The organism is Azospirillum agricola, from assembly GCF_020005195.1.
GTDB classification, from domain to species: Bacteria; Pseudomonadota; Alphaproteobacteria; order Azospirillales; family Azospirillaceae; genus Azospirillum; species Azospirillum agricola.
Genome location: NZ_JAIFZR010000005.1, coordinates 2,433,583 through 2,459,214, shown reverse-complemented (window position 1 = coordinate 2,459,214; position 25,632 = coordinate 2,433,583). Strand labels below are relative to the sequence as shown.

Sequence of the window (25,632 nt, the reverse complement as noted above, 5' to 3'; positions counted from 1 at the left end):
AGCCCAAGCGCAAGCGAGGCGGCGGGGCCCGGCGGGTCGCCATGCCTCCCCCCCACCCTGCCCTGCCCGCCGGCGGGTTTCGGGCGTGGGATTGGAAAATGCCGGCCGGGCAGTGTTGACTCGATCAACAGTGTCGAATATTGATTGAGTCAACACTGGAGGCCCCATGACCGCTCAGCACGACCGGGACGTCGCGACGTTGCGCGCTTTCAATCGGACCTACACGAGCCGTCTGGGGCTTCTCGACGCCACCTACGACGGCAGCCCCTTCACCCTCAGCGAGGCGCGCATCCTGTACGAGCTGGCGAACCGGACCAGCCCGATGGCCGCGGAGATCGCCCGCGCGCTGCGCCTCGACCCGGCCCAGCTCAGCCGGACCGTCAAACGGTTCCTGGACCGCGGCCTCGTCGCGGTCCGCGAGAATCCGGCCCACGGCCGCCACCAGCTTCTTTCCCTCACCGAGGAGGGGCGGGCCGCCTTCGCGGCCCTTGAGGCCAGCACGCGCGCGGCGGTCGGAACGCTCATCGAGAGCCTGGGTCCGTTCCAGCGCTCCCGCCTCCTGTCGGCGGCGGTCGCCATCAACGAGGTCTTCGACGGTGACGAGCCCACGGTGACGCTCCGGGGGCTGCGGCCGGGCGACCTCGGCCTCGTCGCCGCCCGTCAGGCGATCCTCTACAGCTCCGAATACGGATGGAACGGCGATTACGAGGCCCTGGTCGCCCGCATTCTGGCCGATTTCCACGAAGCCTTCGATCCCGCGAAGGACGATTGCTGGATCGCGGAGGCTGGCGGGCGGATGGTGGGCTCGGTCTTCCTGGTGCGCGGCGAGGAACCGGGGGCCGCCAAGCTCCGCCTGCTCTACGTCGAATCCGACGCGCGGGGCATGGGCGTGGGCGGGCGGCTGGTCGCGGCCTGCGTCGCTCGCGCGCGCGAGCTGGGTTACCGGCGCCTGGATCTCTGGACCGTCAGCGTGCTGGCCGCCGCCTGCCGGCTCTATCGGCGCGCCGGCTTCGTGATGACCCGGGAAATGCCGAACCATCGGTTCGGTCACGATCTTGTGGACCAGATCTGGTCGCTGGACCTCGCGCCGTAACAGCGCGTCTTCCGATGTTCGAGCCCGCGTCACGGGCAGGCGCGCAGCGTCACGGGTTCGTCACGCCGCCCGGTCCAGCCGCCGAGCGGCTTGCAGAGGTCGCCCGCGCACAGGCGATGCTCGGCGGTGAAGGACGAGGCGGCGAGCGTCACGCTCTCCTGCGGCGGCAGGCCGGGCACCCACACCCACCAGCCGTCGGCGGTCAGGCGGGCGTCCGGCCCCGGCTCCATGCCGGCGCCGGCGCCGCGCACGCGGGCCTCGACGGGAACGAGGCGGCCGGCCTCGACCCGCCACGCCTCCCGCCATTCGGTCTTCTCGATGGAGTGCGTCCAGGACAGGGTGAAGGACGGCCCCGGCAGCGCCGCGAGCAGCGCGCCGCCGAGGGCCATCAGGCACAGCGATGCGCTCACGCCGCCCGCAGGGCCGTCTGGGTCCGCCGCCGCCGGTGCTGCCAGAGCAGGAACAGGCCGGTCATCGCGAAGGCGGTTTCGTCGGTCACCGGCAGGGCCAGCACGAACAGGAAGGCGGTGGCGGCCGCGTAAACGCGCGCCGCCAGCGGCAGCGGCGTCCAGAAGAAGCCGATGGTCGCCGCCCCCCAGAGCGCGATGGCGACGCAGGCCTTGCCGAACACATAGGCCACCGCCAGCCAGTCGCCGGTCTGCAACACCAGCGCCGGGTCGTAGACCGCCATGAAGGGCACGACGTAGCCGGCCATGGCGACGCGGGCGGCGATCCAGCCGATCTCCATATGGTCGGCCTTGCAGATCGACGAGGCGGCCAGCGCGGCCAGCGCCACCGGCGGCGTCAGGTCGGCCATGATGCCGAAATAGAAGACGAACATGTGGCTGACGATCAGCGGCACGCCCATGGTCAGCAAGGCGGGGGCGGCGATCGAGGCGGTGATGATGTAGTTCGCCGTCGTCGGCAGGCCGGTGCCCAGCACGATGCAGGCGATCATCGTCAGCACCAGAGCCGCCAGCAGGTTGCCGCCCGACCAGTCGACGATGGTCGAGGCGAAGCTCGACGCCAGCCCGGTCAGCGTCATCATGCCGATCAGCACGCCGACCAGCGCGCAGGCGACGCCGACGCCGATGGCGTTCTTGGCGCCGTCGGCGATGCTGTTGACCACCAGCCGCAGCGTCTCCCGCCCGCCCCGGAACATCAGGCAGGGGACGATCAGCAGCGCCACCATGGTGAAGGCGAGGTGCTCGGTGCGCATGCCGAGCCGCCACAGCCCCGCCGCGGCCAGCCCGACCACGACCCAGAAGGCGACGCGCAGCGCCGTGGCGCCGACGGCGCCGGCGATGCTCATGCCGAGGATCAGCGCCGCCGTCGCCGCGATGCCGATCACCCCGGCGAACAGCGGCGTGAAGCCGGAGAACAGCAGGTAGATCAGCGCCGCCAGCGGCAGCAGCAGGTACCAGCCCTCGACCACCGCCCTCAGCGCGCTCGGGCACTGGTCGCGCGGCAGGCCGACGAGGTTTCGCATGCCGGCCTCCAGATGGACCATCCAGAAGGCGCTGCCGAAATAGAGGATGGCCGGGATCGCCGCGGCGATCGCCACCTCGCTGTAGGGCACGCCGATGGTCTCCGCCATGATGAAGGCGGCGGCCCCCATCACCGGCGGCATCAGCTGTCCGCCCATGCTGGCGGTGGCCTCCACGGCGCCGGCGAAGGCCGGGCGGTAGCCGAAGCGCATCATCAGCGGGATGGTGAACTGGCCGGTGGTCAGCACGTTGGCGACGCCCGACCCGTTGATGGTGCCCATCAGGCCCGACGAGATCACCGCCACCTTGGCCGGTCCGCCCTTGGCGTGGCCGACCAGCCCGAGCGAGACGTCGTTGAACAGCTTGATCATCCCGGCCCGCTCCAGGAAGGCGCCGAACAGGATGAACAGGAAGATGTAGCTGGCCGAGACGAAGGTCGGGGTGCCGTAGATGCCTTCCGTGGACAGGAACAGGTTGTCGATGACCTGATCCAGGTCGTAGCCGCGATGCCCGAGCCCGAAGGGCAGATGGCGCCCGAACAGCGCGTAGGGGATGAAGACGCCGCACATGATCGGCAGCGCCAGCCCCATGATGCGCCGCGCCGCCTCGAAGACCAGCGCCACCGCGATGGCGCCGACGATCAGGTCGGCGGTGCTGGGATCCCCCGAGCGCTGGATCAGCTCGACCTCGAACACGTAGTGGTACAGGCCGGTGCCGAAGGCGGTCAGGCCGAGCAGCCAGTCGTACCAGGGCACCCGCTTGCGCGCCGACTCCTGACGAAAACCGAACAGGGCGAAGGTCATCAGCAGCAGGAAGCCGACATGGACCGACCGCACCACCATGCTGGACACGGGGTTGAAGGCGGCCGTCCACAGCTGGAAGACGGAGAAGGCGACGGCGATGGCGAAGACCGCCCGCCCGTCGAAGCCCTCGAAGGCGGCGACGGTGGACGGATTCTCGCGGTCGATGGCTTGGCGGATCTGGGCGTCCGCCTCGCCCTGTTTCGTGGTCAACGCGGCGTCTCCGGCCGGTGTCCGCTCACATCAGACCCTTTTCCTTGTAGAATTTGGCCGCGCCTGGGTGCAGCGGCACCGGCGACTGGGTGGCGGTGGCGTCCAGCTTGATCTGCCTGGCGGCGACATGGGCGGCGGCCAGCGCGTCGAGATTGTCGAACAGCGTCTTGGTCATCGCGTAGGCCGCGTCGTCCGACACGCCGGAATGGGTGACCAGCAGGTTGCGCACGGCGGCGGTCGGCACCGCCTCGGTCTGGCCGGGGTAGGTGTTGGGCGGCACCGTCTCCGCGATGTAGGCGGGGTCGCCGACCTTGGCGATGATTTCCGCCGGGATGGTGACGACGGTGACCTCCTGCGAGGCCGACAGATCCTTGATCGCGGCGACGCCGAGACCCGCCGAGATCAGCGTCGCGTCGAGCTGGCGGTTCTTCATCAGATCGACCGATTCGCCGAAGGGAAGATATTCGGTCTTGGAGAAATCCTTGTAGTCGAGGCCGGCGGCGTGGAAGATCGCCCGCGCGTTCAGCTCCGTCCCCGATTTCGGCGCGCCGACCGACACGCGCTTGCCCTTCAGGTCGGCCAGCGTCCTGATGCCCGACTCCTTGGTCGCCACCACCTGGATGTAGTTGGGGTAGATGGCGGCGATGGTGCGCAGCTTCTCCAGCTTGGCCTTGAAGCCGACCTCCTCGTTGCCCTTCCAGGCGTCGCTCAGCGAATCGCCGAGCGTGAAGCCGATCTCGCCGCGCCCGGCCTGGAGCAGGTTGAGATTCTCCACCGACGCCTTGGTGGCCTGCGCCGTCACCTTGGCGCCCGGCAGCGCCTTGCCGTAGACGTTGGAAAGCGCCACGCCCAGCGGGTAGTAGACGCCGCTGGTGCCCCCGGTCAGCACGGTGATGAAGGATTCGGCCTGCGCCGGCAGCGACAGGAACAGGCAGACTCCGACGGCGGCGGCGAAGCGTTTCATGCGTTTTCTCCCAAGGGCGTTTTTGACGTGACGTTCTGAGGCCGTTTGCGCCCGCTTTGCTCGCGGGCTCTTGCCAAGCCACTGTAACGCGGCGCAAAATTGCGCGCCAGTACGTACAATCCGAGTCATAGACCATTTCAATCCCATTCTTTCGGCCGACGGCCATAGGACCGCTTGACCTCGGCGGGGAGGGCTACCCTATCCTTGCGGTGGAATGACCGCCGACATCCGCACGGAAGCGGGCCGACCAAACTGCCAGCCGAAAGTTAGCCAGCGGGAGGTATCCAATGCCGAGTACCGTTACGATGACCGTCAACGGCAAGACGGTCACGCGCGAGGTGGAGGAGCGCACCCTGCTCGTCACCTTCCTGCGCGAAACCCTGGGCCTGACGGGAACCCATGTCGGGTGCGACACCAGCCAGTGCGGCGCCTGCGTCGTGCATGTCGACGGCCGCTCGGTGAAGTCCTGCACCGCGCTGGCGCTCCAGGCCGACGGCGCCGCCGTCACCACCATCGAGGGGCTGGCGGCGGCCGACGGCACGCTGCACCCGATGCAGGCCGCCTTCCGCGAGCATCACGGGCTGCAATGCGGCTTCTGCACGCCGGGCATGGTGATGAGCGCCGTGGATCTGGTGCGCGACAACCCCAGCCCGACCGAGCAGGAGATCCGCGAGGGTCTGGAGGGCAACATCTGCCGCTGCACCGGCTACCACAACATCGTCAAGGCGGTGATGGCCGGAGCCGAGGCGATGGCCGGGACCGAGTCGGCGAAGGTCGCGGCGGAGTAAGGCGCGGCAACCGCACCAGTCTTGCGAACAAGAAGCGTTCCGATGGGAGGATTCACGAGATGGCGAACCCCAACGGCATCGGCGCCCCGGTGCGCCGGCGCGAGGACCAGCGGTTCCTGACCGGCCGCGGCAGCTACACGGACGATTTCAAGCGCCCGAACATGACCCACGCGGTGCATGTCCGCTCGCCCTACGCGCACGCCCTGGTCAAGGGCATCGACGCGGCGGAGGCTCTGGCCGCGCCGGGGGTCGTCGCCGTGCTGACCGGCGCCGACATGGAGGCCGACAAGGTCGGCAGCCTGCCCTGCGGCTGGCAGATCCACTCCAAGGACGGCTCGCCGATGAAGGAGCCGGGCCATTTCCCGCTGGCGCGCGGCCGCGTGCGCTACGTCGGCGACGCGGTGGCCGTGGTCATCGCCGAGACCCGCGAGCAGGCGCGCGACGCCGCCGAGCTGGTCGTGGTCGATTACGAGGAACTGCCGGCGGTCGCCTCCTCCACCCGCGCGGTCGAGGATGCGGCGGCGCTGGTCCACGACGACGCGCCGGGCAACGTCTGCTACGACTGGCATCTCGGCGACAAGGCGGCGGTGGATTCGGCCTTCGTGCAGGCGGCGCACATCGCCCGCATCGACCTCGTGAACAACCGGCTGGTGCCCAACGCGATGGAGCCGCGCGCGGCGCTCGGCGAGTACGACGCGGCGACCGGCGACTACACGCTGACCACCACCAGCCAGAACCCGCACGTCATCCGGCTGCTGATGGGCGCCTTCGTGCTGGGCATCCCCGAGCACAAGCTGCGCGTCGTGGCGCCGGACGTCGGCGGCGGCTTCGGCTCGAAGATCTTCCATTACGGCGAGGAGGCCGTCGTCACCTGGGCGGCGCGCCGGATCGGGCGTCCGGTGAAATGGACCGCCGACCGTTCGGAGAGCTTCCTCACCGACGCGCACGGCCGCGACCATGTCAGCCACGCCGAGATGGCGATGGACAAGGACGGCCATTTCCTGGGGCTGCGCGTGTCCACCCTGGCCAACCTCGGCGCCTATCTCTCGACCTTCGCGCCCTCGATCCCGACCTACCTCTACGCCACCCTGCTGGCCGGCCAGTACAAGACCCCGGCGATCTACGCCGAGGTCAAGGCGGTCTTCACCAACACCGCCCCGGTGGACGCCTACCGCGGCGCCGGCCGTCCGGAGGCCTGCTACCTGATCGAGCGGCTGGTCGACGTCGCGGCGGGAGTCGCCGGGCTCGACCGCACCGAGATCCGGCGGCGCAACTTCGTGCCGGCGGAGGCGATGCCCTACCAGACGCCGGTCGCCCTGCAATACGACACCGGCGACTTCGCCAAGAATCTGGAGATCGCCCTGCCGCTGGTCGATTACGACGGATTCCAGGCGCGCAAGGCGGCGTCCAGGGCCAAGGGCAAGCTGCGCGGCATCGGCTTCGCCACCTACATCGAGGCCTGCGGCATCGCCCCCAGCAACGTCGCCGGCGCGCTGGGCGCGCGGGCGGGCCTGTACGAGTGCGCGGAGGTGCGCTTCCACCCGACCGGCTCGGTGACGGTCTTCACCGGCTCGCACAGCCACGGCCAGGGCCACGAGACGACCTTCGCCCAGCTCGTCGCCGAACGCTTCGGCATTCCCATCGAGAATGTCGAGATCGTCCACGGCGACACCGCCAAGATCCCGTTCGGCATGGGCACCTACGGTTCGCGCTCGCTGGCGGTCGGCGGCTCGGCGCTGGTCAAGGCGATGGACAAGGTCGAGCGCAAGGCCCGGAAGATCGCCGCCCACATGCTGGAGGCGGCCGAGAGCGACATCGAGGTCAAGGACGGCCGCTTCACCGTGGCGGGCACCGACAAGGGGCTCGGCATCGGCGACATCGCCCTGCAAGCCTACGTCCCGCACAATTTCCCGCTCGACGAGCTGGAGCCGGGGCTGGACGAGCAGGCCTTCTACGACCCCAAGAACTTCACCTACCCCAACGGCTGCCACGTCTGCGAGGTGGAGATCGACCCGGAGACCGGCGTCACCGAAGTGGTCGCCTTCGCCGCCGTCGATGATTTCGGCCGGGTCATCAACCCGCTGATCGTCGAGGGGCAGGTGCATGGCGGGCTGGTCCAGGGCATCGGGCAGGCGCTGTTCGAGAACTGCGTCTACGACGAGTCCGGCCAGTTGCTGACCGGCTCCTACATGGACTACTGCATGCCGCGCGCCGACGACGTGCCGTCCTTCACCGTGCGTTACCACGAGGACCAGCCCTGCACCCACAACCCGCTCGGCGTGAAGGGTTGCGGCGAGGCCGGGACCATCGGCGCCTCGGCCGCCGTGATGAACGCGGTGGTCGATGCGCTGGCGGCCTACGGCGTCATCCATATGGACATGCCGGCCACGCCGGAGAAGGTCTGGCGTGTCATCCAGGCCGCCACCCCGGCCATGGCCGCCGAATGACCGCCGCCGAATGATCGCCGCCAAATGACCGCCGAGGAATAAGGAGAAGACCCGATGTACGCATTCTCGTACCAGCGGCCCAGGTCCCTCGCCGAGGCCGCCGCCGCCCTCCAGGCGGAGGACGCCAAGCTGCTCGGCGGCGGGCAAACCCTGCTGCCGACGCTCAAGCAGCGGCTGGCCCGGCCGTCCGACCTGATCGACCTCGGCGCCATCGCCGAGCTGAAGGGCATCCGCGAGGCCGGCGGCGGGCTGGAGATCGGCGCCTTCACCCGCCACGCCGAGGTGGCCTATTCCGACCTCGTCCGGCGCGTCATCCCGGCGCTGGCGAGCCTGGCGGAGGGCATCGGCGACCGGCAGGTCCGCAACATGGGGACGCTCGGCGGCTCCATCGCCAACGCCGACCCGTCGGCCGACTATCCGGCGGCGGTGGTGGCGCTGAAGGGCACGGTGGTGACCGACCGGCGGGAGATCGCCGGCGACGCCTTCTTCACCGGCATGTTCGAGACGGCGCTGGAGCCGGGCGAGATCGTCAAGGCGGTGCGCTTCGCCAAGCCCGACAAGGCGGCCTACGCCAAGTTCCGCAACCCGGCCAGCCGCTACGCCATCGTCGGCGTCTTCGTGGCGCGCTTCGGGGCGGAGGTCCGCGTCGCGGTGACGGGGGCCGGCGGGTCGGTCTTCCGCGCCGAGGCGTTCGAGACGGCGCTGGCCGCCGATTTCCGGGCCGAGGCGCTGAACGGCCTGTCGGTGGGGGCCGATGGCCTGAACGCCGACCTGCACGCCAGCGCCGAGTACCGCGCCCATCTCGTCACCGTGATGGCGAAGCGGGCGGTCGAGGCGGCGGGGTGATATGATTCTCCCTCTCCCGCCCCGGGAGAGGGAAGGGGCCCGCCGCGAAGCGGTGGGAAGGGTGAGGGGCTAGAGGGTGTGGTACGAAATCCATGTCCCGATAGCCCCTCACCCTCCCCGCTTCGCGGGTCCCACGGTCGCTCGCAAGTCTCGCGATCGCGCGCCACCTACGATCGCCTTCGGCGCTCGTCCGGCCTGCGGCCGTCGGTTCTGCGCCCTCTCCCGGGGCGGGAGAGGGCAATCTCCGCCAGTCCGCAAGGTGTTCATGACCATCCCCCTCCCCGCCTCCGTCCCCGTCTCCGTCGATGACACGCTGGCGCTTCTCACCCGTGGCGACTACGTCGCCGACCGCTCGCTGGCGACGGCGCTCTACCTCGCGCTGAAGCTCAAGCGGCCGCTGTTCCTGGAGGGCGAGGCCGGCGTCGGCAAGACCGAGATCGCCAAGGTGCTGTCGGCCACGCTGGGCCGCCGCCTGCTGCGCCTGCAATGCTACGAGGGGCTCGACGCTTCCTCCGCCGTCTATGAGTGGAACTACGCCCGCCAGATGATGGAGATCCGGCTGGCCGAGGCGACCGCCAACAGCGCCGGCGGTGGCGCTTCCGACCGCGACGCGCTGGCCGCCGACCTGTTCTCCGAGCGCTTCCTGGTCAAGCGGCCGCTGCTCCAGGCGCTGGAACCCGATCCCGCCGGCCCGCCGGTGCTGCTGATCGACGAGCTGGACCGCACCGACGAACCCTTCGAGGCGTATCTGCTGGAGATCCTCTCCGACTTCCAGGTCTCCATCCCCGAATACGGCACCATCCGCGCGCCGGAGCCGCCGATCGTCATCCTCACCTCCAACCGCACGCGCGAGATCCACGACGCGCTGAAGCGGCGCTGCTTCTACCATTGGGTCGATTACCCGTCGGCCGCGCGGGAGCGCGAGATCGTCGCGGTCAAGGCGCCGCGCGCCGACGCGCGGCTGGCGGCCCAGGTGGTGGGCTTCGTGCAGTCACTGCGCGGCCTCGACCTCTACAAGGCGCCGGGGGTGGCGGAGACGCTGGATTGGGCGCAGGCGCTGGTCGAGTTGAACCAGCTGGAGCTGGAACCCTCGGTCATCAACGACACGCTGGGCACGCTGCTGAAGTACCAGGACGACATCGCCCGCATCCAGGGCAGCGAGGCCGCCCGCATCCTGTCGCAGGTGAAGACCGAACTCGCCGCCACCACCGCCCGATAGCCGAAAAAAGCCTGTAATTTTTCACCAGAGGTTGATTAATTGCTAAAAATCTGCATTATTATTGATTTCAATTGATCATCAGTTTGCAAATGAGGGGAAAATGCCGTCTACGCTCGAAAAAATAAAAAATCTCATAGATAACGACATGCTTTTATCTTCAGTATATAATGCTGGTGTAAATTCTGGACATAAAAAGCCATTTTTGGTGAGTTGGGATCGTGGGTGTCCGGGGTTTAATTATCATGATTACAATAAGGTTATGTATTTTATTGATTCCGGATTTAAAGCAAGAACTCCAGTTAACCAAGTTCGCGTTGTTCTTTGGGGCGGAAGCGCCGTAGATCTGAGAGGAATTATAAGTTACATCGTTCTGAATTTAAGCTTGTCAAATTCCCATAAATCTTTGCTGGTTATAGAACTTCCGACAAATTCTCAATCAGGAGCAGCTGCAATAGCGACCTGCTCAATCAAAAAGGCGGCCACAGCGAGCCTGCCCAACAGCGATAATATCAATATTGTCTAAACTCATGAACTTGCAGGGGGGCTTCCATCAATAGCCGGCTGGTCCTCAACCTGATGCATTTCGCCCGCGCGCTGCGCGCCGCCGGGCTGCCGGTCGGGCCGGGGAAGGTGTTGCAGGCGGTCGAGGCGGTGGAGACGGTCGGGCTCGGCAACCGGACCGACTTCTACTGGGCGCTGCACGCCGTGTTCGTCAACCGCCGCGACCAGAGCGAGCTGTTCGACCAGGCGTTCCACATCTTCTGGCGCAACCCCGACATCCTGAAGCGGATGATGGCGCTGATGCTGCCGACCGTGCGGACGGAGGCCGCGCCCGACCGCGCCGAGATGGCCCAGCGCCTCGCCGAGGCCCTGCATGGCGCGGGAAAGGAAGAGGACGGCCCCGAGAAGACCGAGATCGAGATCGACGCCAGCTTCACCGTCTCCGCCGCCGAACGGTTGCAGGACAAGGATTTCGAGAAGATGACCGGCGAGGAGATGGCGCAGGCCAAGCGCCTGCTCACCCGCCTCGCCCTGCCGCTGGCCGAGGTGACGACGCGGCGCCACCGCCCCGACCCGGCCGGACCGCGCGTCGATCCGCGCGGCACGCTGCGCCGCATGCTGCGGGCGGGCGGCGACCTCGCCGATCTGGCGCGCAAGCGGCGGCGCACCCGGCCGCCGCCGCTGGTCGTGCTGTGCGACATCTCCGGCTCGATGACGCGCTACTCGCGCATGCTGCTGCATTTCATGCACGCGGTGACCAACGACCGCGACCGGGTGCACAGCTTCGTGTTCGGGACCCGGCTGACCAACATCACCCGCCATCTGCGCCACAAGGATGTGGACGTGGCGCTCGACGCCGTGTCGGGCGCGGTGGCCGACTGGTCGGGCGGCACGCGGATCGGCACGGCGCTGCACGCCTTCAACCGCCAGTGGGCGCGGCGCGTGCTGGGACAGGGCGCCGTGGTGCTTCTCATTACCGACGGGCTGGACAGGGATGCAGGGGAAGGGCTTGCGGCGGAGGCCGAACGGTTGCACAAAAGCTGCCGGCGGCTCGTCTGGCTGAATCCATTGTTGCGCTGGGAAGGCTTCGCGCCGAAGTCCTCCGGCATCCGGGCGCTGCTGCCGCATGTGGACGATTTTCGAGCGGCTCACAGCCTCAACAGCCTCGCCGGTCTCGCCGACGCCCTGTCGCGCGAGGGCCCGCGCCGGCATCCGGGCTTGCGCCGCTGGGTCAAGGAGGCGGCGGGATGAACGACACCCTGATGGCTGACAACATCGTGGAGCAGGCGGCCGCATGGCGGGCCGCCGGCCGCAAGGTCGCGCTGGCGACCGTGGTCGCGACCTGGGGATCCTCGCCGCGCCCGGTCGGCAGCCAGATGGCGGTCGACAACGCCGGCTCGATGGCCGGATCCGTGTCGGGCGGCTGCATCGAGGGCGCCGTCGCCCACGAGGCGGCCAAGACGATGGAGGACGGCGAACCGCGCCTGCTGTCCTTCGGCATCACCAACGAAATGGCCTGGGAAGTCGGGCTGGCCTGCGGCGGGCAGGTTCAGGTCTATGTCGAGGCCGTGGAATGAAACGCGATATTCTCGACCGTCTGGTCGCCGCCAAGGAGGCCGCCCTTCCGGTGGCCCTGGTCACCGATCTGAACAGCGGCCTGCAATCGCTGGTCTATGACGACGCCGTGCATGGCGGCTTCGGGCTGGAGCCCGACCTGCTGGACGAGGTGCGCCGCCGCATCCGCCAGGACCGCTCCGGCCTGCTGACCGACCCGCAGGACGAGGACGGCTTCAAGCTGTTCGTGCATGTCCACAACCCGGCCATGCGGCTGCTGATCGTCGGCGCCGTCCACATCGCCCAGGCGCTGGCCCCGGTGGCGGCGCTGACCGGCTACGACGTGACGGTGATCGACCCGCGCGGCGCCTTCGCGACCGAGGCGCGCTTTCCCGGCACCAAGCTGAGCGACCTGTGGCCGGACGAGGCGCTGGCCGCGCTGAAGCCCGACGTCCGCACCGCCATCGTCACGCTGACGCACGACCCCAAGCTGGACGACCCGGCGCTGATCGCGGCGCTGCGCTCCCCGGCCTTCTACGTCGGCGCGCTGGGCAGCAAGCGCACCCACGCGCTGCGCCTCGACCGCCTGCGCGACGAGGGGCTGAGCGAGGCCGAGGTGAAGCGGATCCGTGGCCCGGTGGGCTTGTCGATCGGCGCCGTCACCCCATCTGAAATCGCCATCGCCATCCTGGCGCAGATCACCTGCGTCCGCCGGGGAGAGAACCACCCCTGCTGACCGCCCTGCCCTAACCGCCCCGAGGGAGCGCCCGCGTCCATGCAGTTCGGCTCCGTCCCGCTGAGCGACGCCGAGGGCGCCATCCTGGCGCATTCCCTGCGGCGCGGCGCGGTCGCCTTCAAGAAGGGCCGCCGCCTGTCCGCCGCGGACGTCGCCACCCTGCGCGGCCTCGGAATCGAGACGGTCATCGCCGCGCGGCTGTCGGCCGACGATCTGGGCGAGGACGAGGCGGCCTCGCGCGTTGCCACGGCGGTGGCCGGCGAGGGCGTCACCGTCGCCGCCGCCTTCACCGGGCGGGTCAACCTGTTCGCCGCCGGGCGCGGCCTGCTGCGGCTCGACGCCGCCCGCCTCGACACGATCAACCTGATCGACGAGAGCGTGACCGTCGCCACCCTGCCCGACCTGTCGCCGGTCGAGCCGGGGCAGATGCTGGCGACCGTCAAGATCATTCCCTTCGCCGCCCCCGCCCGCTGTGTCGAGGAGGCGGAGGCCATCCTGGCCGGTTCGCCGCCGCTGCGCGTCGCCGCCTTCCGGCCGCTGACGGTCGGGTTGATCCAGACCCGTCTGCCGGGCGTCAAGGACAGCGTGCTCGACAAGACCGTCGGCGTCACCCGCGACCGGATCGAGGCGCTGGGCGGCCGGCTGGTCCATGAGGCGCGCTGCGGCCACGACGAGACGGATCTCGCCGGGCGCATCGACGAGGCGCCGCCGGTCGATCTGCTGCTGATCGCCGGGGCGTCGGCCATCACCGACCGGCGCGACGTGCTGCCCGCCGCCATCGAGCGGGCCGGCGGAACGGTCGAGCATTTCGGCATGCCGGTCGATCCCGGCAACCTGCTGCTGCTCGCCCGTCTCGGCGCGCGGGCCGGCGAGCGTCCGGTGCTTGGATTGCCGGGCTGCGCCCGCTCGCCCAAGCTGAACGGCTTCGACTGGGTGCTGCAACGGATCGCCGCCGGCTTGCCGCCGTCGCGGGCGGACGTGATGCGGATGGGGGTCGGCGGCCTGCTGGCCGAGATCCCGAGCCGTCCCCTGCCCCGCTCCGGCGCCGTCGCCGAGACCCCGCGCGCTCCGCGAGTCACCGCCCTGGTGCTGGCCGCCGGCCGGTCGAGCCGGATGGGCGACACCAACAAGCTGCTGGCCGACGTCGGCGGCACGCCGCTGGTCGCCCGCGCGGTGGATGCGGCGCTGGCGAGCCAGGCGGCCAGCGTCATCGTCGTCACCGGCCACCAGGGCGAGCGGGTCGCCGCCGCGCTCTCCGGCAAACCCGTCACCTTCGTCCATAACCCGGCCTTCGCCGAGGGCTTGAGCGGCTCGCTGCGCGCCGGGCTGGCGGCGGTGCCCAGCGAATCCGACGCGGTGGTCGTCTGCCTGGGCGACATGCCGCGCGTCGCGGCCGGGGTGATCGACCGGCTGGTCGCCGCCTACAGCCCGGCGGAGGGCCGCGCCATCTGCATTCCGACCACCCACGGCAAGCAAGGCAACCCGGTGCTGTGGGACCGCGCCTTCTTCACCGAGATGGCCGCCCTGACCGGCGACAGCGGCGCCAAGCGGCTGCTCGGGCTGCACGCCGACCGGGTTTGCGAGGTTCCGGTGGACGACGCCGGCATCCTCTACGATGTGGACACTCCGGAACTGCTCGCGCAGTTCAGGGCGCCGCCAGATCCAGCCAGCGCCGGGTGATCGTCCGGGTGAAGGTCTCCGCCGCCGGCAGATGGGCGTCGAGCGCCGCGTCCAGCCCGTCGAGCAGGCCGCGGTTGCGCTCCCGCGCCTCCTCGCCGAAGCGCGAGGCCCAGCCGCGCACGATCTCCCCGGTCGCCTCCGGGTGGAACTGGAAGCCGTAGGTGGCGCGGCCGAGGCGGAAGGCCTGCCGGCCGCAGGCGGCGCTGTGGGCCAGCGGCACCGCGCCCTCGGGGAACTCGAAGGTGTCGTAATGCCATTGGGCGAGCTTCAGCTCGGGCCCCAGCCCGCCGAGCACGGGATCGTCGGCGGCCCGCTCGTTCAGCGTCACGCCGTGGATGCCCAGCTCGGCGACCTCGTGCCGGTAGACCCGCGCGCCATAGGCCCGCGCGGCGAGCTGGGCGCCGAGGCAGATGCCCATCACCGGGCGGTCGGCCTCGGTGAAGGCGCGGATCGTCTCCATCACCACCGGGAAATGCGGGCCTTGGGCGTCGTTCCAGGCATCCTGGGGGCCGCCCAGCACGACCAGGCCGGCATAACCGTCCAGCGCCGGAATCGCCTCGCCCTCGTTGGCGGCGACGGTGACCAGGGCGGCGCCGTTGTCGGCCAGCGCCTCGCCGACGAGGCCGATGGGGGCGGTGCGGCTGTTCTGCACGACCAGGATGCGCATGGTGGGCACGCTCACGTCATTGGAATAGCGACATCCTGTTGTGAGGCCGCCGCGGGTGCAGTTCAAGACGGCCGGCGCCCTTGCAAGGCGGCCATGCGGGCGGTCAATCCCCCGTCGGGCCGCGCCGGCCCTGCTTGACTTCCGATCGCTTGGCCTTCCCCTCCAGCCGCCGCTGCTGGGATCCGTAGGTCGGCTTGGTCTTGCGGCGGATCTTGGGCGGCACCGAGGCGTCGCGGATCAGGTCGATCAGCCGCTCCCGCACATCCTCGCGGTTGCGAAGCTGGCTGCGGTAGCTGTCGCCCTGGATGATCAGCACCCCGTCGGAGGTCATCCGCGATCCCGCCAGCTTCACCAGCCGGGCCTTCACATCCGGCGGAATGTTCGGGGAGGCGGCGACGTCGAAGCGAAGCTGAACGGCGGACTCGGTCTTGTTGACGTGCTGGCCGCCCGGACCGGAGGCGCGGACGAAATCCTCGTGGAGTTCGCTCTCGTCCAGGCTGATCCGGGGGGTGACGCGGATCGTCGTCATGAGGGGGCCATCACGGCGTCTCCACCGGATTCCGCGCGCGGTGGGCGCGGGCCAGCGCGGCGAAGCCGGCGATGTCGATCTCCTCGGCCCGCGCGGTCGGGGCGATGCCGACCTCCTCGAGCAGCGCCTCGGCGTTGCCCAGGGACTTCAGGCTCTGGCGCAGCATCTTGCGGCGCTGGCCGAAGGCGGCGGCGGTCACCTGCTCGACCGCCTTCCAATCGGCCGGTTCCGGGTTGGCGCGCGGGGTCAGCTGGACGACCGTGGATTCGACCTTCGGCGGCGGGGTGAAGGCGCGCGGCGGCAGGTTGAACAGAACCCGCGCGTCCGACCGCCACTGCGTGATGACCGACAGCCGGCCATAGGCCTTGCTGCCGGGCCGCGCCACCAGCCGGTCGGCGACCTCCTTCTGGAACATCAGGGTCAGGCTGACGTAGGAATCGATGCGCGCCAGCCAGCCGAGCAGCAGCGGCGTCGCCACATTGTAGGGCAGGTTGGCGACGATCGCGCGCGGCGCCGGGGCCAGCGCCTCCGGATCGACGGTCAGCGCGTCGGCCTCGACGATGCTCAGCCGGCCGGCGGCGGCGTCGACCACCTCCTGGAGCGCCTCGATGAAGCGGCGGTCGCGCTCGATGGCGATCACCTTCACCGCGTCGGTCGCCAGCAGGGCGCGGGTCAGGCCGCCGGGGCCGGGGCCGACCTCGATCGCGGTGACGCCCTTCATGGGTCCGGCCGAGCGGGCGATGCGCCCCGTCAGGTTCAGATCGAGCAGGAAATTCTGCCCGAGCGACTTCTTCGCTCCCAGGTCGAAGCGCGCGATGACGTCGCGCAGCGGCGGCAGGGCGTGCGGGTCGAAGGTCGGGACGGAAGCGGTGGCGGGGGCGGCAATCGGATCGGTCATGTTCGTCTTATAAGCCGCCGCCGCGCCGCCGTCAGCCCTCCACGCGCAGGGCGATGGCGGAAGGCGGGGAGTCGAGCCGGCCCGTGCAGGTGACGCGGCGGGAATCCTCGAAGGCGTCGGCCGCCCGCGCGCCGACCGTCACCTGCAAGGCGACGCGGTCGGCCATCTGCTCCCCCAGATCCGGCGGGCGGCTGGCGAAGCGGGCCTCGTGGCCGAACAGATTCTCCAGATACCAGCTCGCCCCGCCCGAGCCCTGCGGCGCGCCATGGACCAGCGCCGCGGCCAGACGCCCGAACAGCTCGACGCAGACCGCGTCGGTGCGGTTGGCCGGCGGCTCGACGAAGCTGGCGTAGGCGACGATGCGGCGGTCCTGCGGGCGGTAGAACACCCCGCTGCGCGCGAGCGTGGAGCGCCCGCCATGCGCCGCCTCCCCCGCCGCGTCGTCGAGGTCCCCGCGCAGCCTGGCGATGCCCCAGTCCAGCAGGGTCATCGGCTCGCCGGCCAGCCAGTCGAGCGCGTCCCTCTGCCTTGCGACCTGCGCATCGCCCTGGGCACCGGCCGGCACCGCCGCCAGCGCTCCCCCCAACCCGGCCAGCAGAGCGACCCAGAGGAGGCGGGGCATCGGATCCGCCCTACGCGTCGAGAAGGAAGTCGCGGACGACGGCGATCTGGTCCTCGCTCATCAGCGCCGGCGCGTGGCCGGTGTGGGCGAACTCGACCACGCGCACGCCCGGCCCGGCGCCGGGACCGCGCCGGGTCATCTCCTCGGCGGTCCCGGCGGTCAGAAGGTCGGAATCGGCGCCGCGCAGCACCAGCACCGGGCATTGGATGCGGTCCCACAGCGCCCAGAGATCGACGTCGTTCATCGGCTGGTTCTTGAACGCCTCGGCGATGCCGGGGTCGTAGGCGAGGCCGTAGCGGCCGTCCGGGCGGCGGCGCGCGCTGTGCTCCGCCATGTGGCGCCAGCAGGCGTCCGACAGCCGGCCGAACCCCATCAGGACGAAGCGCAGGTAGGATTCGACGGCCGGCAGATCCTCGAACACCGGATCCTTGCCCACATAGTCGGCGATGCGCTGGAGCCCGGCCTTGGCGATGAAGGGGCCGACGTCGTTGATGACCAGCCGGCGGATCGGGCTGTTCGGCTGGGCGGCCAGCGTCATGCCGATCAGCCCGCCCATCGAGGTGCCGACCCAATCGACCTCCTCCACCCCCAGCCGGGCGATCAGGCCGGCCATGTCGGCGCAATATTGCGGGTAGCCGTAAAGCGACGGGACCGGCAGCCAGCCGCTGCGCCCGCGCCCCACCACGTCCGGGCAGGCGACCCGGCGGCGGTCGGCCAGCGCCAGGGCCAGATGGTCGAAATCGCGCCCGTTGCGGGTCAGGCCATGGACGCAGACCACGGTGCGCGCCGCGTCGTCGCGCCCCCATTGCGTGTAGGCCACCCGATGGAACCCGGCGGCGCTGAGGCCAAGGAAGCTGCGTTCGGACATCGGCACGGGGCGGGGTCTCCTGATGATCCGGGTGTTCGGCTTGGGGTGTTCGGCTTGGGGTGTCGGGCCGGGGACGTTCGGCTCTCAGCCCTTTTTCGGCGATTTGGCGGGGCGTGGCAACTCCGCAGCCGCGCCGGCGGCGAACAGCGGCGAGGGATCGGCCGCGCGGTCGTCGAAGGGGTGGCGCTCGGCGCCGTAGACCCGGCGGATGATGCGGACGTAGTTGCGGGTCTCCTCGTAGGGCGGCACGCCCTTGAAGCGGTCGACCGCCCGTTCCCCGGCGTTGTAGCCGGCGAGCGCCAGCGTCACGTCGCCCTGGAAGTAGCTCAGCAGCCAGCGCAGGTAGCGCACCCCGCCGGTGATGTTCTGCGCCGGGTCGAAAACATTGTCGACGCCGAAGCGGTCGGCGGTGTCGGGGATGAGCTGCATCAGCCCGGCGGCCTCCTTGGGCGACACCGCGTCGGTGCGGAAGGCGCTCTCCGCCTGGATCACCGCCAGCACCAGCGCCGGATCGACGCCATGCCTGGGGGCGATGGCGTTGACCAGCCGGACGATCTCGGCCGGCGGCGCCGACGGTTCGCGCACCGGGCCGGCGCCGGGCCGGCACCAGGGGCGGATGCGGCCCATGCGGCCGGGGACGTAGTTGGCGAGACGCCGCGCCTCGCCATGCCCGAGCGAGGCCGCCGCGCGCAGCCACGCGGTGCCGAGCCGGCGGTTCTTGGTCACGCCGACCCCGAACAGGTAGCGGCGGGCCAGCCGGAAGGCGGCGTCGGCGTTGCCCTGCTCCGCCGCCTCGCAATCGGTCGAGCGCTTGGGCAGGGACGACGGCCGGGCCGGCGCGGCGAGTTCCGCCACGGATGACGCGGGCTTGTCGGCCGCCAGGGCTGCGGGCGCCGCCAAGGCGAGAAGCCCGGCCAGCACCACCGAGACGACGCGACCGTTCAACCCTTCATCCTCCGAATCCGCACAGGCACACGCCCGACAGGCACGGGGGGCGCCGGGCAAGTATGGGGTCGCCGGCCCGACTCGGCAAGGTCGGGGCAGGGTTGCACCGACTCTTGTCCCTACCCCGCCCCGCGCAGCGCCGCCGCGAGGCGCCGCGCCGCCTCGCCGATCCGTTTCGCGGCGCGCCGGGCGGCCCGCCAGGGCGGCAGCGACTTCAGCCAGTCGAGCCAGCGGACCGCGCGCAGGAACAGCCAGGCGAACCAGGGGATCGTCATCAGCTTGGGACGCGTCAGATGGAACAGCCGCTCGACCAGCGTGATCTTGACCAGCTCCGCCCCGGCCAGCACCAGAATCCCGCTCAGCGGGCGCCCGGTGGCGAGCAACCAGGCGGCGGCCGGCTTGGCCGGCTCCAGCAACGCCAGCGGCACCAGGACCAGCGCCAGCGACGGGTAGCGCCCCAGCCCGCCGACCCACAGCGCGAACCGCGCGAAGACCGGCAGCCGCCCGACCCATCGGGCGAAGGGCTTCACCACCCAATAGACCAGCGCGTCGATCAGAAAATAAAGCAGGGCCAGCGCCGTGACCAACGGCCGCAGGGCGCGCGCGGCGACGGCCCGGATACGGAGGGAGATCCTGCTCATTGGTCATACCCGTACGGATGGCCTAGAACGTTTTCTACCACGAAGGAAGGCCTTTCGTTGGGTTGGTGGGGGTGGCACGCTCGCCCAAATTGTCCATACGGGGGCGGGAACTCTTCCCCGTCCAGTGCAACCCTTGCAGCATGGCGACGTAACTCCCTTGCCCGGCCATTACGATCCGCTCCTCGTCGCCCTGTCCTACGTGATCGCCGTCTTCGGCGCTTACGTGGCGCTGGATCTCGCCCACCACGCGCAGGGCGCGGGGCGGACAGAGGCATCCTGGCTGGGCGGGGCCGCCCTGGCGCTGGGCGCCGGAATCTGGTCGATGCATTTCGTCGGCATGCTGGCCTACCGGATGGACCAGCCGGTCGGCTACGACGCCGGGCTGACCGCCCTGTCCTTCCTGATCGCCGTGGCGATGTCGGGGGTCGGGCTGTTCACCGCGGCGCATCGGCGGTTCCACCGCCTCACCTTGCCGATCGCCGGCGGCATCACCGGCCTCGGGATCGTCGCCATGCATTATGTGGGCATGGCCGGTCTGCGCATGGAGGGTCGCTTGTCCTACGACGCGGGTCTTGTCGCGGCTTCGGTCGCCATCGCCATCGTGGCGTCGACGGTGGCGCTCTGGCTCGCCTTCCGCACCACCCGGCCGCTTCAGCGCGCCGCCGGCGCCGTCCTGCTCGGGCTGGCGGTGGTGGCGATGCACTACACCGGCATGGCCGCCGCCGGCATGGAGCCCGGCATCGGCGCCCATGGGACGGTGCATGGCGGGATGCCCTCGCTCTCCTCGCCGCTGCTGGCGACGATGACCGGGCTGGGCACGCTGGTGCTGCTGGCGCTGGCGCTGGTCTCGTCGCTGCTCGACCGCCGCATCCACGACGAACGGACGGCGGAGCAGGACGCCCGCTACCGCGCCATCGTCGACACCGCCGTCGATCCCATCGTGGTGATCGACGAGCGCGGCGTCATCGAATCCTACAACCCGGCCGCCGAACGGACCTTCGGCTACACCGCCGCCGAGACGATCGGCCGCAACATCTCCATGCTGATGCCGGAGCCGCACCAGTCCGCCCATGACGGCTACCTCGCCCGCTACCGCCGCACCGAGGAGCGCCGGATCATCGGCATCGGCCGCGAGGTGGAGGGGCGGCGCAAGGACGGCAGCACCTTCCCGCTCGACCTGTCGGTCGCCGAATGGCGGGCGGGCAAGCGGCGGCTGTTCACCGGCATCATGCGCGACATCACCGCCCGCAAGGCGGCCGAGGTCGCCATCCTGCGCGCCCGCGACGAGGCGGAGGCGGCGCGGGAGGAGGCGCTGAGCGCCCAGGGCGCCGCCGAGCGCGCCGACCGCGCCAAGACCAAGTTCCTCGCCGCCGCCAGCCACGACCTGCGCCAGCCGCTGCAATCGCTGTTCTTCTTCGCCCACGCCCTGTCCGACAAGCTGGAGGGCCACCCGACCGCGCCGCTGCTGGCGAGCATGAGCGAATCGCTGAACGGGCTGCGGGTGATGCTGGACAGCCTGCTCGACGTGTCGAAGCTCGACGCCGGGGTGGTGAAGCCGAACGTCACCGAGTTCGCGCTCGCCCCCCTGATGGCCCGGCTGGCCGAGGAATACCGGGTCCGCGCCCTGGAGGCCGGGCTGGAGCTGCGCTACGTGCCGACCAGCAGTTGGACCAGCAGCGACCCGGCCCTGATGGAGCGCATCCTGCGCAACCTGATCGAGAACGCCATCCGCTATTCGGAGAGCGGCGGCATCCTGCTCGGCTGCCTGCACCGCGACGGCCGGCTGCGGCTGGGGGTGTTCGACCAGGGCATCGGCATTCCGGCCGACAAGTTCCAGGACATCTTCCAGGAGTTCACGCAGCTCGCCAACCCGGAGCGCGACCGCCGCAAGGGGCTCGGCCTCGGGCTGGCGATCGTCAAGCGGCTGGCCGGTCTGCTCGACCATGGGATGACGGTCCACTCGGAGCCCGGACGCGGCAGCGCCTTCCTGCTGGAGGTGCCGGCGGTGACGCCGCGCGCCGTGCCGAAGCCGGCCCGCGCGCCCGTCGACCGCCCGCGCGGCAAGGGGCTGATCGTCGTCGTCGAGGACGACAGCATCATCCTGCTCAGCATGCGCGCCATGCTGGAGGAGTGGGGCTACGACGTGGTCGCCGCCGTGTCCGCCGACGAGGCGATCGACACGCTGCTGAACCTCGGCCAGCGCCCGGCGATGATCGTCGCCGACTACCGCCTGCGCGAGGGGCGGACCGGCGTCCAGGCGATCCGCGACATCTACGGGGTGTGCGGCGTGCGCGTGCCCGCCGTGGTGCTGACCGGCGACACCGACCCGGCCCGCATCGCCGAGGTGCAGCGCAGCGGCCACCGGCTGCTGCACAAGCCGGTGTCGCCGTCGATCCTGCGCGACATTCTGGCCTCGGCGGCGTAAAGCTGCGGCTCTCCGCCCCCTCCCCCCGTGTTGCAGTCCCATGCCGTCGATTCCTGAACTGCGAGCCGCAATGCTGCGCAAACCCCTGCTGACCCGCATCGCCGTCGCGGCGGGGGTCCTGGTCCTCCTGCCGCCGCTGGCCCTGGGAGGCGCCTTCCTGTGGATGCGCGCCCAGCAGCCGCAGACCGGCGGCAGCGTCTCCCTTCCCGGCCTGGGCGCGGCGACCGAGATCATCCGCGATTCCCACGGCGTGCCGCACATCTTCGCGACGAGCGAGCGCGACGCCTACCGCGCCCTCGGCTACGCCCACGCCCAGGACCGGCTGTGGCAGATGGAGACGATGAGGCTCGCCGGGTCGGGCCGGCTGGCCGGGCTGGTCGGCACCCGCTTCGGCGACTTCGCGCTGCGCAACGACCGCATGATGCGGACGCTGGGCGTCCGCCGCTCCGCCGAGGCGATGGCCGCCACCCTCTCCCCGCCGGCGCGCGCGGCGTTCGACGCCTACGCCGAGGGGGTCAACGGCTACCTCGCCACCCGGCGGGAGGCGCTGCCCATCGAGTTCCAGCTTCTCCGCCACACGCCGGAGCCGTGGACGCCGGCCGACAGCCTGGTCTGGGCCAAGCTGATGGCGTTGCAGCTCTCGGCCAACCACCGCGACGAGCTGTTCCGCGCCCGCGTGCTGGAGCGGCTGACGCCGCAGCAGGTCGACGACCTGTTCCCGCCCGATCCGCCCGGCTCGCCGGTGACGCTGGCGACCGAACTGCGCGGCCAGCGCGACCTCGGGCCGCTGCTGCAACGGACCCTCGCGGCGCTGCCGACGCTCGGCTTCGACACCGCGTCGAACGAATGGGCGCTGACCGGCGCCCGCACCAGCACCGGCAAGCCGATCATCGCCAACGATCCGCATCTCGGGCTCGACGCGCCGATCCTCTGGTACCTCGCCCGCATCGTCACGCCGGAGCACAGCATCGCCGGGGCCACCGTGCCCGGCGTGCCGCTGCACATCCTCGGGCACAACGGCAAGGTCGCCTGGGGCTTCACCACCACCCACAGCGACACGCAGGACCTCTTCGTCGAGAGGATCGACCCGCAGGATCCCGCCCGCTACGCCACCCCCGACGGCAGCCAGCCCTTCGAGAGCCGCAAGGAGACCATCCGCGTCGCCGGCCGGCCCGACGAGACGCTGACTGTGCGCGAGACCCGGCACGGCCCGGTGATCTCCGACCTGGAGGCCGACGGCACGGCGCCCGCCGGCCATGTCCTCGCCCTCTCCTTCCCCGGTCTGGCCGCCGACGACAGCTCGGCCGAGGCGCTCTACCGCCTGAACCACGCCGGGGACGCCGAGGCGGTGCGCGAGGCGCTGCGCCTGCACGTCTCGCCGCAGCAGAACATCGTCTACGCCGACCAGACGGGCGAGGTCGGGCTGATCTCCCCCGGCCGGGTGCCGATCCGCCGCAAGGGCGACGGGCGGGTGCCGGTTCCGGGCTGGACCGGCGAGTATGACTGGACCGGCTTCCTGCCCTATTACGCGCTGCCGCAGGCGGTCAACCCGCCGTCGGGCCAGTTCGTCAACGCCAACAACGCCATCGTCGGCGCCGACTATCCCTACCGCATCGCCACCGAATGGCCGGATCCGTCGCGGGCCAAGCGCATCGTCGAGATGCTGGGCACCGGCCGCCATTCGGTCGAGGACGTGGCGCGCCAGCAGATGGACGTCGTTTCCCTGCCCGCCCGCGAGCTGCTGCCGGAGCTGCTGAAATACCCGGTGCCGCGCGGCATGGCGGCCGACGCGGTGGCCCTGCTGAAGGGCTGGGACGGCACGATGGCGCGCGACCGGCCGGAACCGCTGATCTTCGAGGCGTGGCTGCGCGCCCTGGTCCGCACCGTCTTCGCCGACGAGCTCGGCCCCGACTTCGCGGTCTATTGGGAGCTGCGGCCGGCCGCCCTGATGCGGGTGCTGAAGGAACGGCCGCAATGGTGCGACGACGTCGCCACCTCGGCGACCGAGAGCTGCGCCGACGCCATCGCCAGCGCTCTGAGCGACGCGCTGACCATGCTGGAGAAGCGCCACGGCTCGACGGTGGCGAACTGGCGCTGGGGCGACGAGCACAAGGTGGCGCTGAAGCACCGGATGCTCGACCGCATCCCGCTGCTCGGCGGGATGAGCGACCTGTCGGTCGAGACCGACGGCGGCTTCTTCACCGTCAACCGGGGGACCACGCGGATCCGCGACGCGGCCGCGCCCTTCGCCCATGTCCATGGCGCGGGGTATCGCGGGGTGTATGATCTGGCCGACCTCGACAATTCCCGGTTCGTCATCGCGACCGGCCAGTCGGGCAACCCCTTCTCGGCCCATTGGGGCGATCTGGTGTCGATGTGGCGCGACGGCGGCTCGTTGCGTCTGTCCGGCGACCGTGGCACGCTGACCACGGCAGGGGCGGAGGTGCTGACACTCACACCACGCAACACCGGGACGAACTGACCATGACGATAACGCTGGAGGACGTGCGCGCCGCGGCGGCGCGCATCGCGGGACATCTGTCATCCACTCCGGCCGTGCCGGCGCCCCGCCTGGGGGACATGGCGGGCTGCCGGCTGCACCTGAAGCTGGAGAGCCAGCACGCCACCGGCTCCTTCAAGGAGCGCGGCGCGCTCAACAAGCTGCTGTCGCTCGGCGAGGCGGAGCGGCGGGCCGGCGTCATCGCCATGTCGGCCGGCAACCACGCGCAGGCGGTGGCTTGTCACGCGACAAGGCTCGGCATCCGCTCGACCATCGTCATGCCCAGCTTCACCCCCTTCACCAAGGTGGAGCGGACGGAGAGCCTGGGCGCCAAGGTGGAGCTGCACGGCGACACGCTGAGCGACGCGGCGGCCTTCGCCCATGATCTGGCGGCGCGCGAGGGGCTGACCTTCGTCCACCCCTACGACGACCCCTTCGTCGCCGCCGGCCAGGGCACGGCGGCGCTGGAGTTCCTCGACGCGGTGCCCGACCTCGACACGCTGGTGGTGCCCATCGGCGGCGGCGGGCTGATCGCCGGCATGGCGACGGCGGCCAAGGCGCTGAAGCCGGGGATCCGCGTGGTCGGCGTCCAGTGCAGCCTCTACCCGGCGATGCGGCAGGCGCTGGCCGGCCAGCCGGTGGCCTGCGGCGGCGCCACCATCGCCGAGGGCATCGCGGTGAAGGCGCCCGGCGGGCTGACCCTGCCGATCGTCCGCGCGCTGGTCGATGAGGTGGTCGAGGTCGACGAGACGCGGCTGGAGGAGGCGGTCTACCGCCTGTCCACCATGCAGAAGCTGGTCGCCGAGGGGGCCGGCGCGGCGGCGCTGGCGGCGGTGCTGAACGACCCGGAAGCGTTCAAGGGCCGCAACGTCGGGATCGTCGTGTCGGGCGGCAACATCGATTCCCGCATCCTGGCGCAGGTCCTGATGCGCGGTCTGGTCTATGAGGGGCGGATCGTCCGGCTGCGCATCGGCATCACGGACGCCCCCGGCGCGCTGGCCCGCGTCACCCGCCTGCTCGGCGAGGCCGGGGCCAACATCGTCGAGGTCTATCACCAGCGGCTGTTCCACAACGTGCCGGTGAAGATGGCCGAGGTGGATGTCGTGCTGGAAACCCGCGACCAGACGCATGTGCAGGCGCTGATCGCGCGGATGACGGAGGCCGGCTACCCGACCGCGCTGATGACCAACGTCTCGTAGAACGCCCTCT

The 25,632-nt window shown here is 70.6% G+C and carries 23 protein-coding genes; 13 read left to right on the top strand and 10 right to left on the bottom strand.

The window, feature by feature from the left end:
• Nucleotides 1–166 precede the first annotated feature (166 nt).
• Nucleotides 167–1,093, top strand: coding sequence for a bifunctional helix-turn-helix transcriptional regulator/GNAT family N-acetyltransferase (locus JN22_RS26675; RefSeq protein ID WP_085556770.1), 927 nt, complete (start codon nucleotides 167–169; stop codon nucleotides 1,091–1,093).
• Nucleotides 1,094–1,122: 29 nt separating this feature from the next.
• On the opposite strand, the gene JN22_RS26670 is transcribed toward JN22_RS26675, so the two are convergent.
• The 3 genes from JN22_RS26670 to JN22_RS26660 are packed head-to-tail and all read right to left on the bottom strand — an operon-like array spanning nucleotide 1,123 to nucleotide 4,557.
• The gene (locus JN22_RS26670) at nucleotides 1,123–1,503 is read right to left on the bottom strand and encodes a DUF1850 domain-containing protein (protein WP_223677899.1); all 381 of its coding nucleotides are present in this window, start codon (nucleotides 1,501–1,503) and stop codon (nucleotides 1,123–1,125) included.
• Nucleotides 1,500–3,593 (bottom strand): TRAP transporter permease, encoded by a 2,094-nt coding sequence (locus tag JN22_RS26665; protein WP_085556768.1) that lies wholly within the window; start codon nucleotides 3,591–3,593, stop codon nucleotides 1,500–1,502. Before JN22_RS26665 ends, JN22_RS26670 begins: the two co-directional genes overlap by 4 nt.
• A gap of 25 nt (nucleotides 3,594–3,618) precedes the next feature.
• Nucleotides 3,619–4,557: a TAXI family TRAP transporter solute-binding subunit gene (locus JN22_RS26660; RefSeq protein ID WP_085556767.1), complete on the bottom strand. Its 939-nt coding sequence runs from the start codon at nucleotides 4,555–4,557 to the stop codon at nucleotides 3,619–3,621.
• Between the two features lie 287 nt (nucleotides 4,558–4,844).
• On the opposite strand from JN22_RS26660, the gene JN22_RS26655 reads away from it, so the two are divergent.
• The 9 genes from JN22_RS26655 to JN22_RS26615 all read left to right on the top strand — a co-directional run bounded on the left by JN22_RS26655 (nucleotide 4,845) and on the right by JN22_RS26615 (nucleotide 14,328).
• Nucleotides 4,845–5,345, top strand: coding sequence for a (2Fe-2S)-binding protein (locus JN22_RS26655; protein WP_085556766.1), 501 nt, complete (start codon nucleotides 4,845–4,847; stop codon nucleotides 5,343–5,345).
• Between the two features lie 59 nt (nucleotides 5,346–5,404).
• The gene (locus JN22_RS26650; protein ID WP_085556765.1) at nucleotides 5,405–7,792 is read left to right on the top strand and encodes a xanthine dehydrogenase family protein molybdopterin-binding subunit; all 2,388 of its coding nucleotides are present in this window, start codon (nucleotides 5,405–5,407) and stop codon (nucleotides 7,790–7,792) included.
• Between the two features lie 54 nt (nucleotides 7,793–7,846).
• Nucleotides 7,847–8,638 (top strand): FAD binding domain-containing protein, encoded by a 792-nt coding sequence (locus JN22_RS26645; protein ID WP_085556764.1) that lies wholly within the window; start codon nucleotides 7,847–7,849, stop codon nucleotides 8,636–8,638.
• A 265-nt stretch (nucleotides 8,639–8,903) separates the two neighbouring features.
• Nucleotides 8,904–9,857, top strand: a complete 954-nt coding sequence (locus tag JN22_RS26640) for an AAA family ATPase (protein WP_085556763.1) — start codon at nucleotides 8,904–8,906, stop codon at nucleotides 9,855–9,857.
• A 100-nt stretch (nucleotides 9,858–9,957) separates the two neighbouring features.
• Nucleotides 9,958–10,380, top strand: coding sequence for a hypothetical protein (locus JN22_RS26635; RefSeq protein WP_143268447.1), 423 nt, complete (start codon nucleotides 9,958–9,960; stop codon nucleotides 10,378–10,380).
• 53 nt (nucleotides 10,381–10,433) lie between these two features.
• Nucleotides 10,434–11,609 carry a vWA domain-containing protein gene (locus tag JN22_RS26630; RefSeq protein WP_085556762.1) on the top strand — a complete coding sequence of 392 codons (1,176 nt, stop codon included), beginning with the start codon at nucleotides 10,434–10,436 and terminating at the stop codon, nucleotides 11,607–11,609.
• Nucleotides 11,606–11,935 carry an XdhC family protein gene (locus JN22_RS26625; protein WP_085556761.1) on the top strand — a complete coding sequence of 110 codons (330 nt, stop codon included), beginning with the start codon at nucleotides 11,606–11,608 and terminating at the stop codon, nucleotides 11,933–11,935. Before JN22_RS26630 ends, JN22_RS26625 begins: the two co-directional genes overlap by 4 nt.
• Nucleotides 11,932–12,648 carry an XdhC family protein gene (locus JN22_RS26620; protein ID WP_085556760.1) on the top strand — a complete coding sequence of 239 codons (717 nt, stop codon included), beginning with the start codon at nucleotides 11,932–11,934 and terminating at the stop codon, nucleotides 12,646–12,648. The genes JN22_RS26625 and JN22_RS26620 overlap by 4 nt, the downstream gene beginning before the upstream one ends.
• Before the next feature lie 39 nt (nucleotides 12,649–12,687).
• Entirely contained in the window at nucleotides 12,688–14,328 is a 1,641-nt protein-coding gene (locus tag JN22_RS26615) for an NTP transferase domain-containing protein (protein WP_085556759.1), read from the top strand.
• On the opposite strand, the gene JN22_RS26610 is transcribed toward JN22_RS26615, so the two are convergent.
• The 7 genes from JN22_RS26610 to JN22_RS26580 all read right to left on the bottom strand — a co-directional run bounded on the left by JN22_RS26610 (nucleotide 14,294) and on the right by JN22_RS26580 (nucleotide 19,498).
• Entirely contained in the window at nucleotides 14,294–14,995 is a 702-nt protein-coding gene (locus JN22_RS26610) for a type 1 glutamine amidotransferase (protein ID WP_085556758.1), read from the bottom strand. The genes JN22_RS26615 and JN22_RS26610 overlap by 35 nt on opposite strands.
• A gap of 103 nt (nucleotides 14,996–15,098) precedes the next feature.
• Entirely contained in the window at nucleotides 15,099–15,524 is a 426-nt protein-coding gene (gene arfB / locus JN22_RS26605; RefSeq protein WP_085556757.1) for an alternative ribosome rescue aminoacyl-tRNA hydrolase ArfB, read from the bottom strand.
• A 10-nt stretch (nucleotides 15,525–15,534) separates the two neighbouring features.
• Nucleotides 15,535–16,422 carry a 16S rRNA (adenine(1518)-N(6)/adenine(1519)-N(6))-dimethyltransferase RsmA gene (gene rsmA, locus JN22_RS26600; RefSeq protein WP_085556756.1) on the bottom strand — a complete coding sequence of 296 codons (888 nt, stop codon included), beginning with the start codon at nucleotides 16,420–16,422 and terminating at the stop codon, nucleotides 15,535–15,537.
• Nucleotides 16,423–16,453: 31 nt separating this feature from the next.
• Nucleotides 16,454–17,044 carry a hypothetical protein gene (locus JN22_RS26595; RefSeq protein ID WP_143268445.1) on the bottom strand — a complete coding sequence of 197 codons (591 nt, stop codon included), beginning with the start codon at nucleotides 17,042–17,044 and terminating at the stop codon, nucleotides 16,454–16,456.
• 10 nt (nucleotides 17,045–17,054) lie between these two features.
• Complete coding sequence (locus JN22_RS26590) at nucleotides 17,055–17,918, bottom strand: alpha/beta fold hydrolase (protein WP_143268443.1); 864 nt, start codon at nucleotides 17,916–17,918, stop codon at nucleotides 17,055–17,057.
• 78 nt (nucleotides 17,919–17,996) lie between these two features.
• A complete protein-coding gene (locus JN22_RS26585) occupies nucleotides 17,997–18,857 on the bottom strand; it encodes a lytic transglycosylase domain-containing protein (RefSeq protein WP_223677898.1) in 861 nt (286 codons plus the stop codon).
• A 119-nt stretch (nucleotides 18,858–18,976) separates the two neighbouring features.
• Nucleotides 18,977–19,498 (bottom strand): hypothetical protein, encoded by a 522-nt coding sequence (locus JN22_RS26580; RefSeq protein ID WP_085556754.1) that lies wholly within the window; start codon nucleotides 19,496–19,498, stop codon nucleotides 18,977–18,979.
• 157 nt (nucleotides 19,499–19,655) lie between these two features.
• Between JN22_RS26580 and JN22_RS26575 the strand changes: the two genes are divergently transcribed.
• The 3 genes from JN22_RS26575 to JN22_RS26565 all read left to right on the top strand — a co-directional run bounded on the left by JN22_RS26575 (nucleotide 19,656) and on the right by JN22_RS26565 (nucleotide 25,622).
• Nucleotides 19,656–21,923 carry a hybrid sensor histidine kinase/response regulator gene (locus JN22_RS26575; protein WP_085556753.1) on the top strand — a complete coding sequence of 756 codons (2,268 nt, stop codon included), beginning with the start codon at nucleotides 19,656–19,658 and terminating at the stop codon, nucleotides 21,921–21,923.
• 70 nt (nucleotides 21,924–21,993) lie between these two features.
• Nucleotides 21,994–24,405, top strand: a complete 2,412-nt coding sequence (locus tag JN22_RS26570) for a penicillin acylase family protein (RefSeq protein WP_223677897.1) — start codon at nucleotides 21,994–21,996, stop codon at nucleotides 24,403–24,405.
• 2 nt (nucleotides 24,406–24,407) lie between these two features.
• Nucleotides 24,408–25,622, top strand: coding sequence for a threonine ammonia-lyase (locus tag JN22_RS26565; protein ID WP_085556751.1), 1,215 nt, complete (start codon nucleotides 24,408–24,410; stop codon nucleotides 25,620–25,622).
• Nucleotides 25,623–25,632: the final 10 nt, after the last annotated feature.

What these genes read in the sequence shown, in the direction of transcription:
- JN22_RS26645 (WP_085556764.1), top strand. Translation starts at nt 7,847, where the DNA reads ATGTACGCATTCTCGTACCAGCGGCCCAGGTCCCTCGCCGAGGCCGCC.
- JN22_RS26620 (WP_085556760.1), top strand. Translation starts at nt 11,932, where the DNA reads ATGAAACGCGATATTCTCGACCGTCTGGTCGCCGCCAAGGAGGCCGCC.
- JN22_RS26570 (WP_223677897.1), top strand. Translation starts at nt 21,994, where the DNA reads ATGCTGCGCAAACCCCTGCTGACCCGCATCGCCGTCGCGGCGGGGGTC.
- JN22_RS26655 (WP_085556766.1), top strand. Translation starts at nt 4,845, where the DNA reads ATGCCGAGTACCGTTACGATGACCGTCAACGGCAAGACGGTCACGCGC.
- JN22_RS26610 (WP_085556758.1), bottom strand. Translation starts at nt 14,995, where the DNA reads ATGCGCATCCTGGTCGTGCAGAACAGCCGCACCGCCCCCATCGGCCTC.
- JN22_RS26660 (WP_085556767.1), bottom strand. Translation starts at nt 4,557, where the DNA reads ATGAAACGCTTCGCCGCCGCCGTCGGAGTCTGCCTGTTCCTGTCGCTG.
- JN22_RS26640 (WP_085556763.1), top strand. Translation starts at nt 8,904, where the DNA reads ATGACCATCCCCCTCCCCGCCTCCGTCCCCGTCTCCGTCGATGACACG.
- JN22_RS26595 (WP_143268445.1), bottom strand. Translation starts at nt 17,044, where the DNA reads ATGCCCCGCCTCCTCTGGGTCGCTCTGCTGGCCGGGTTGGGGGGAGCG.
- JN22_RS26675 (WP_085556770.1), top strand. Translation starts at nt 167, where the DNA reads ATGACCGCTCAGCACGACCGGGACGTCGCGACGTTGCGCGCTTTCAAT.
- JN22_RS26650 (WP_085556765.1), top strand. Translation starts at nt 5,405, where the DNA reads ATGGCGAACCCCAACGGCATCGGCGCCCCGGTGCGCCGGCGCGAGGAC.
- JN22_RS26580 (WP_085556754.1), bottom strand. Translation starts at nt 19,498, where the DNA reads ATGAGCAGGATCTCCCTCCGTATCCGGGCCGTCGCCGCGCGCGCCCTG.
- rsmA (WP_085556756.1), bottom strand. Translation starts at nt 16,422, where the DNA reads ATGACCGATCCGATTGCCGCCCCCGCCACCGCTTCCGTCCCGACCTTC.
- JN22_RS26630 (WP_085556762.1), top strand. Translation starts at nt 10,434, where the DNA reads ATGCATTTCGCCCGCGCGCTGCGCGCCGCCGGGCTGCCGGTCGGGCCG.
- arfB (WP_085556757.1), bottom strand. Translation starts at nt 15,524, where the DNA reads ATGACGACGATCCGCGTCACCCCCCGGATCAGCCTGGACGAGAGCGAA.
- JN22_RS26625 (WP_085556761.1), top strand. Translation starts at nt 11,606, where the DNA reads ATGAACGACACCCTGATGGCTGACAACATCGTGGAGCAGGCGGCCGCA.
- JN22_RS26615 (WP_085556759.1), top strand. Translation starts at nt 12,688, where the DNA reads ATGCAGTTCGGCTCCGTCCCGCTGAGCGACGCCGAGGGCGCCATCCTG.
- JN22_RS26635 (WP_143268447.1), top strand. Translation starts at nt 9,958, where the DNA reads ATGCCGTCTACGCTCGAAAAAATAAAAAATCTCATAGATAACGACATG.
- JN22_RS26565 (WP_085556751.1), top strand. Translation starts at nt 24,408, where the DNA reads ATGACGATAACGCTGGAGGACGTGCGCGCCGCGGCGGCGCGCATCGCG.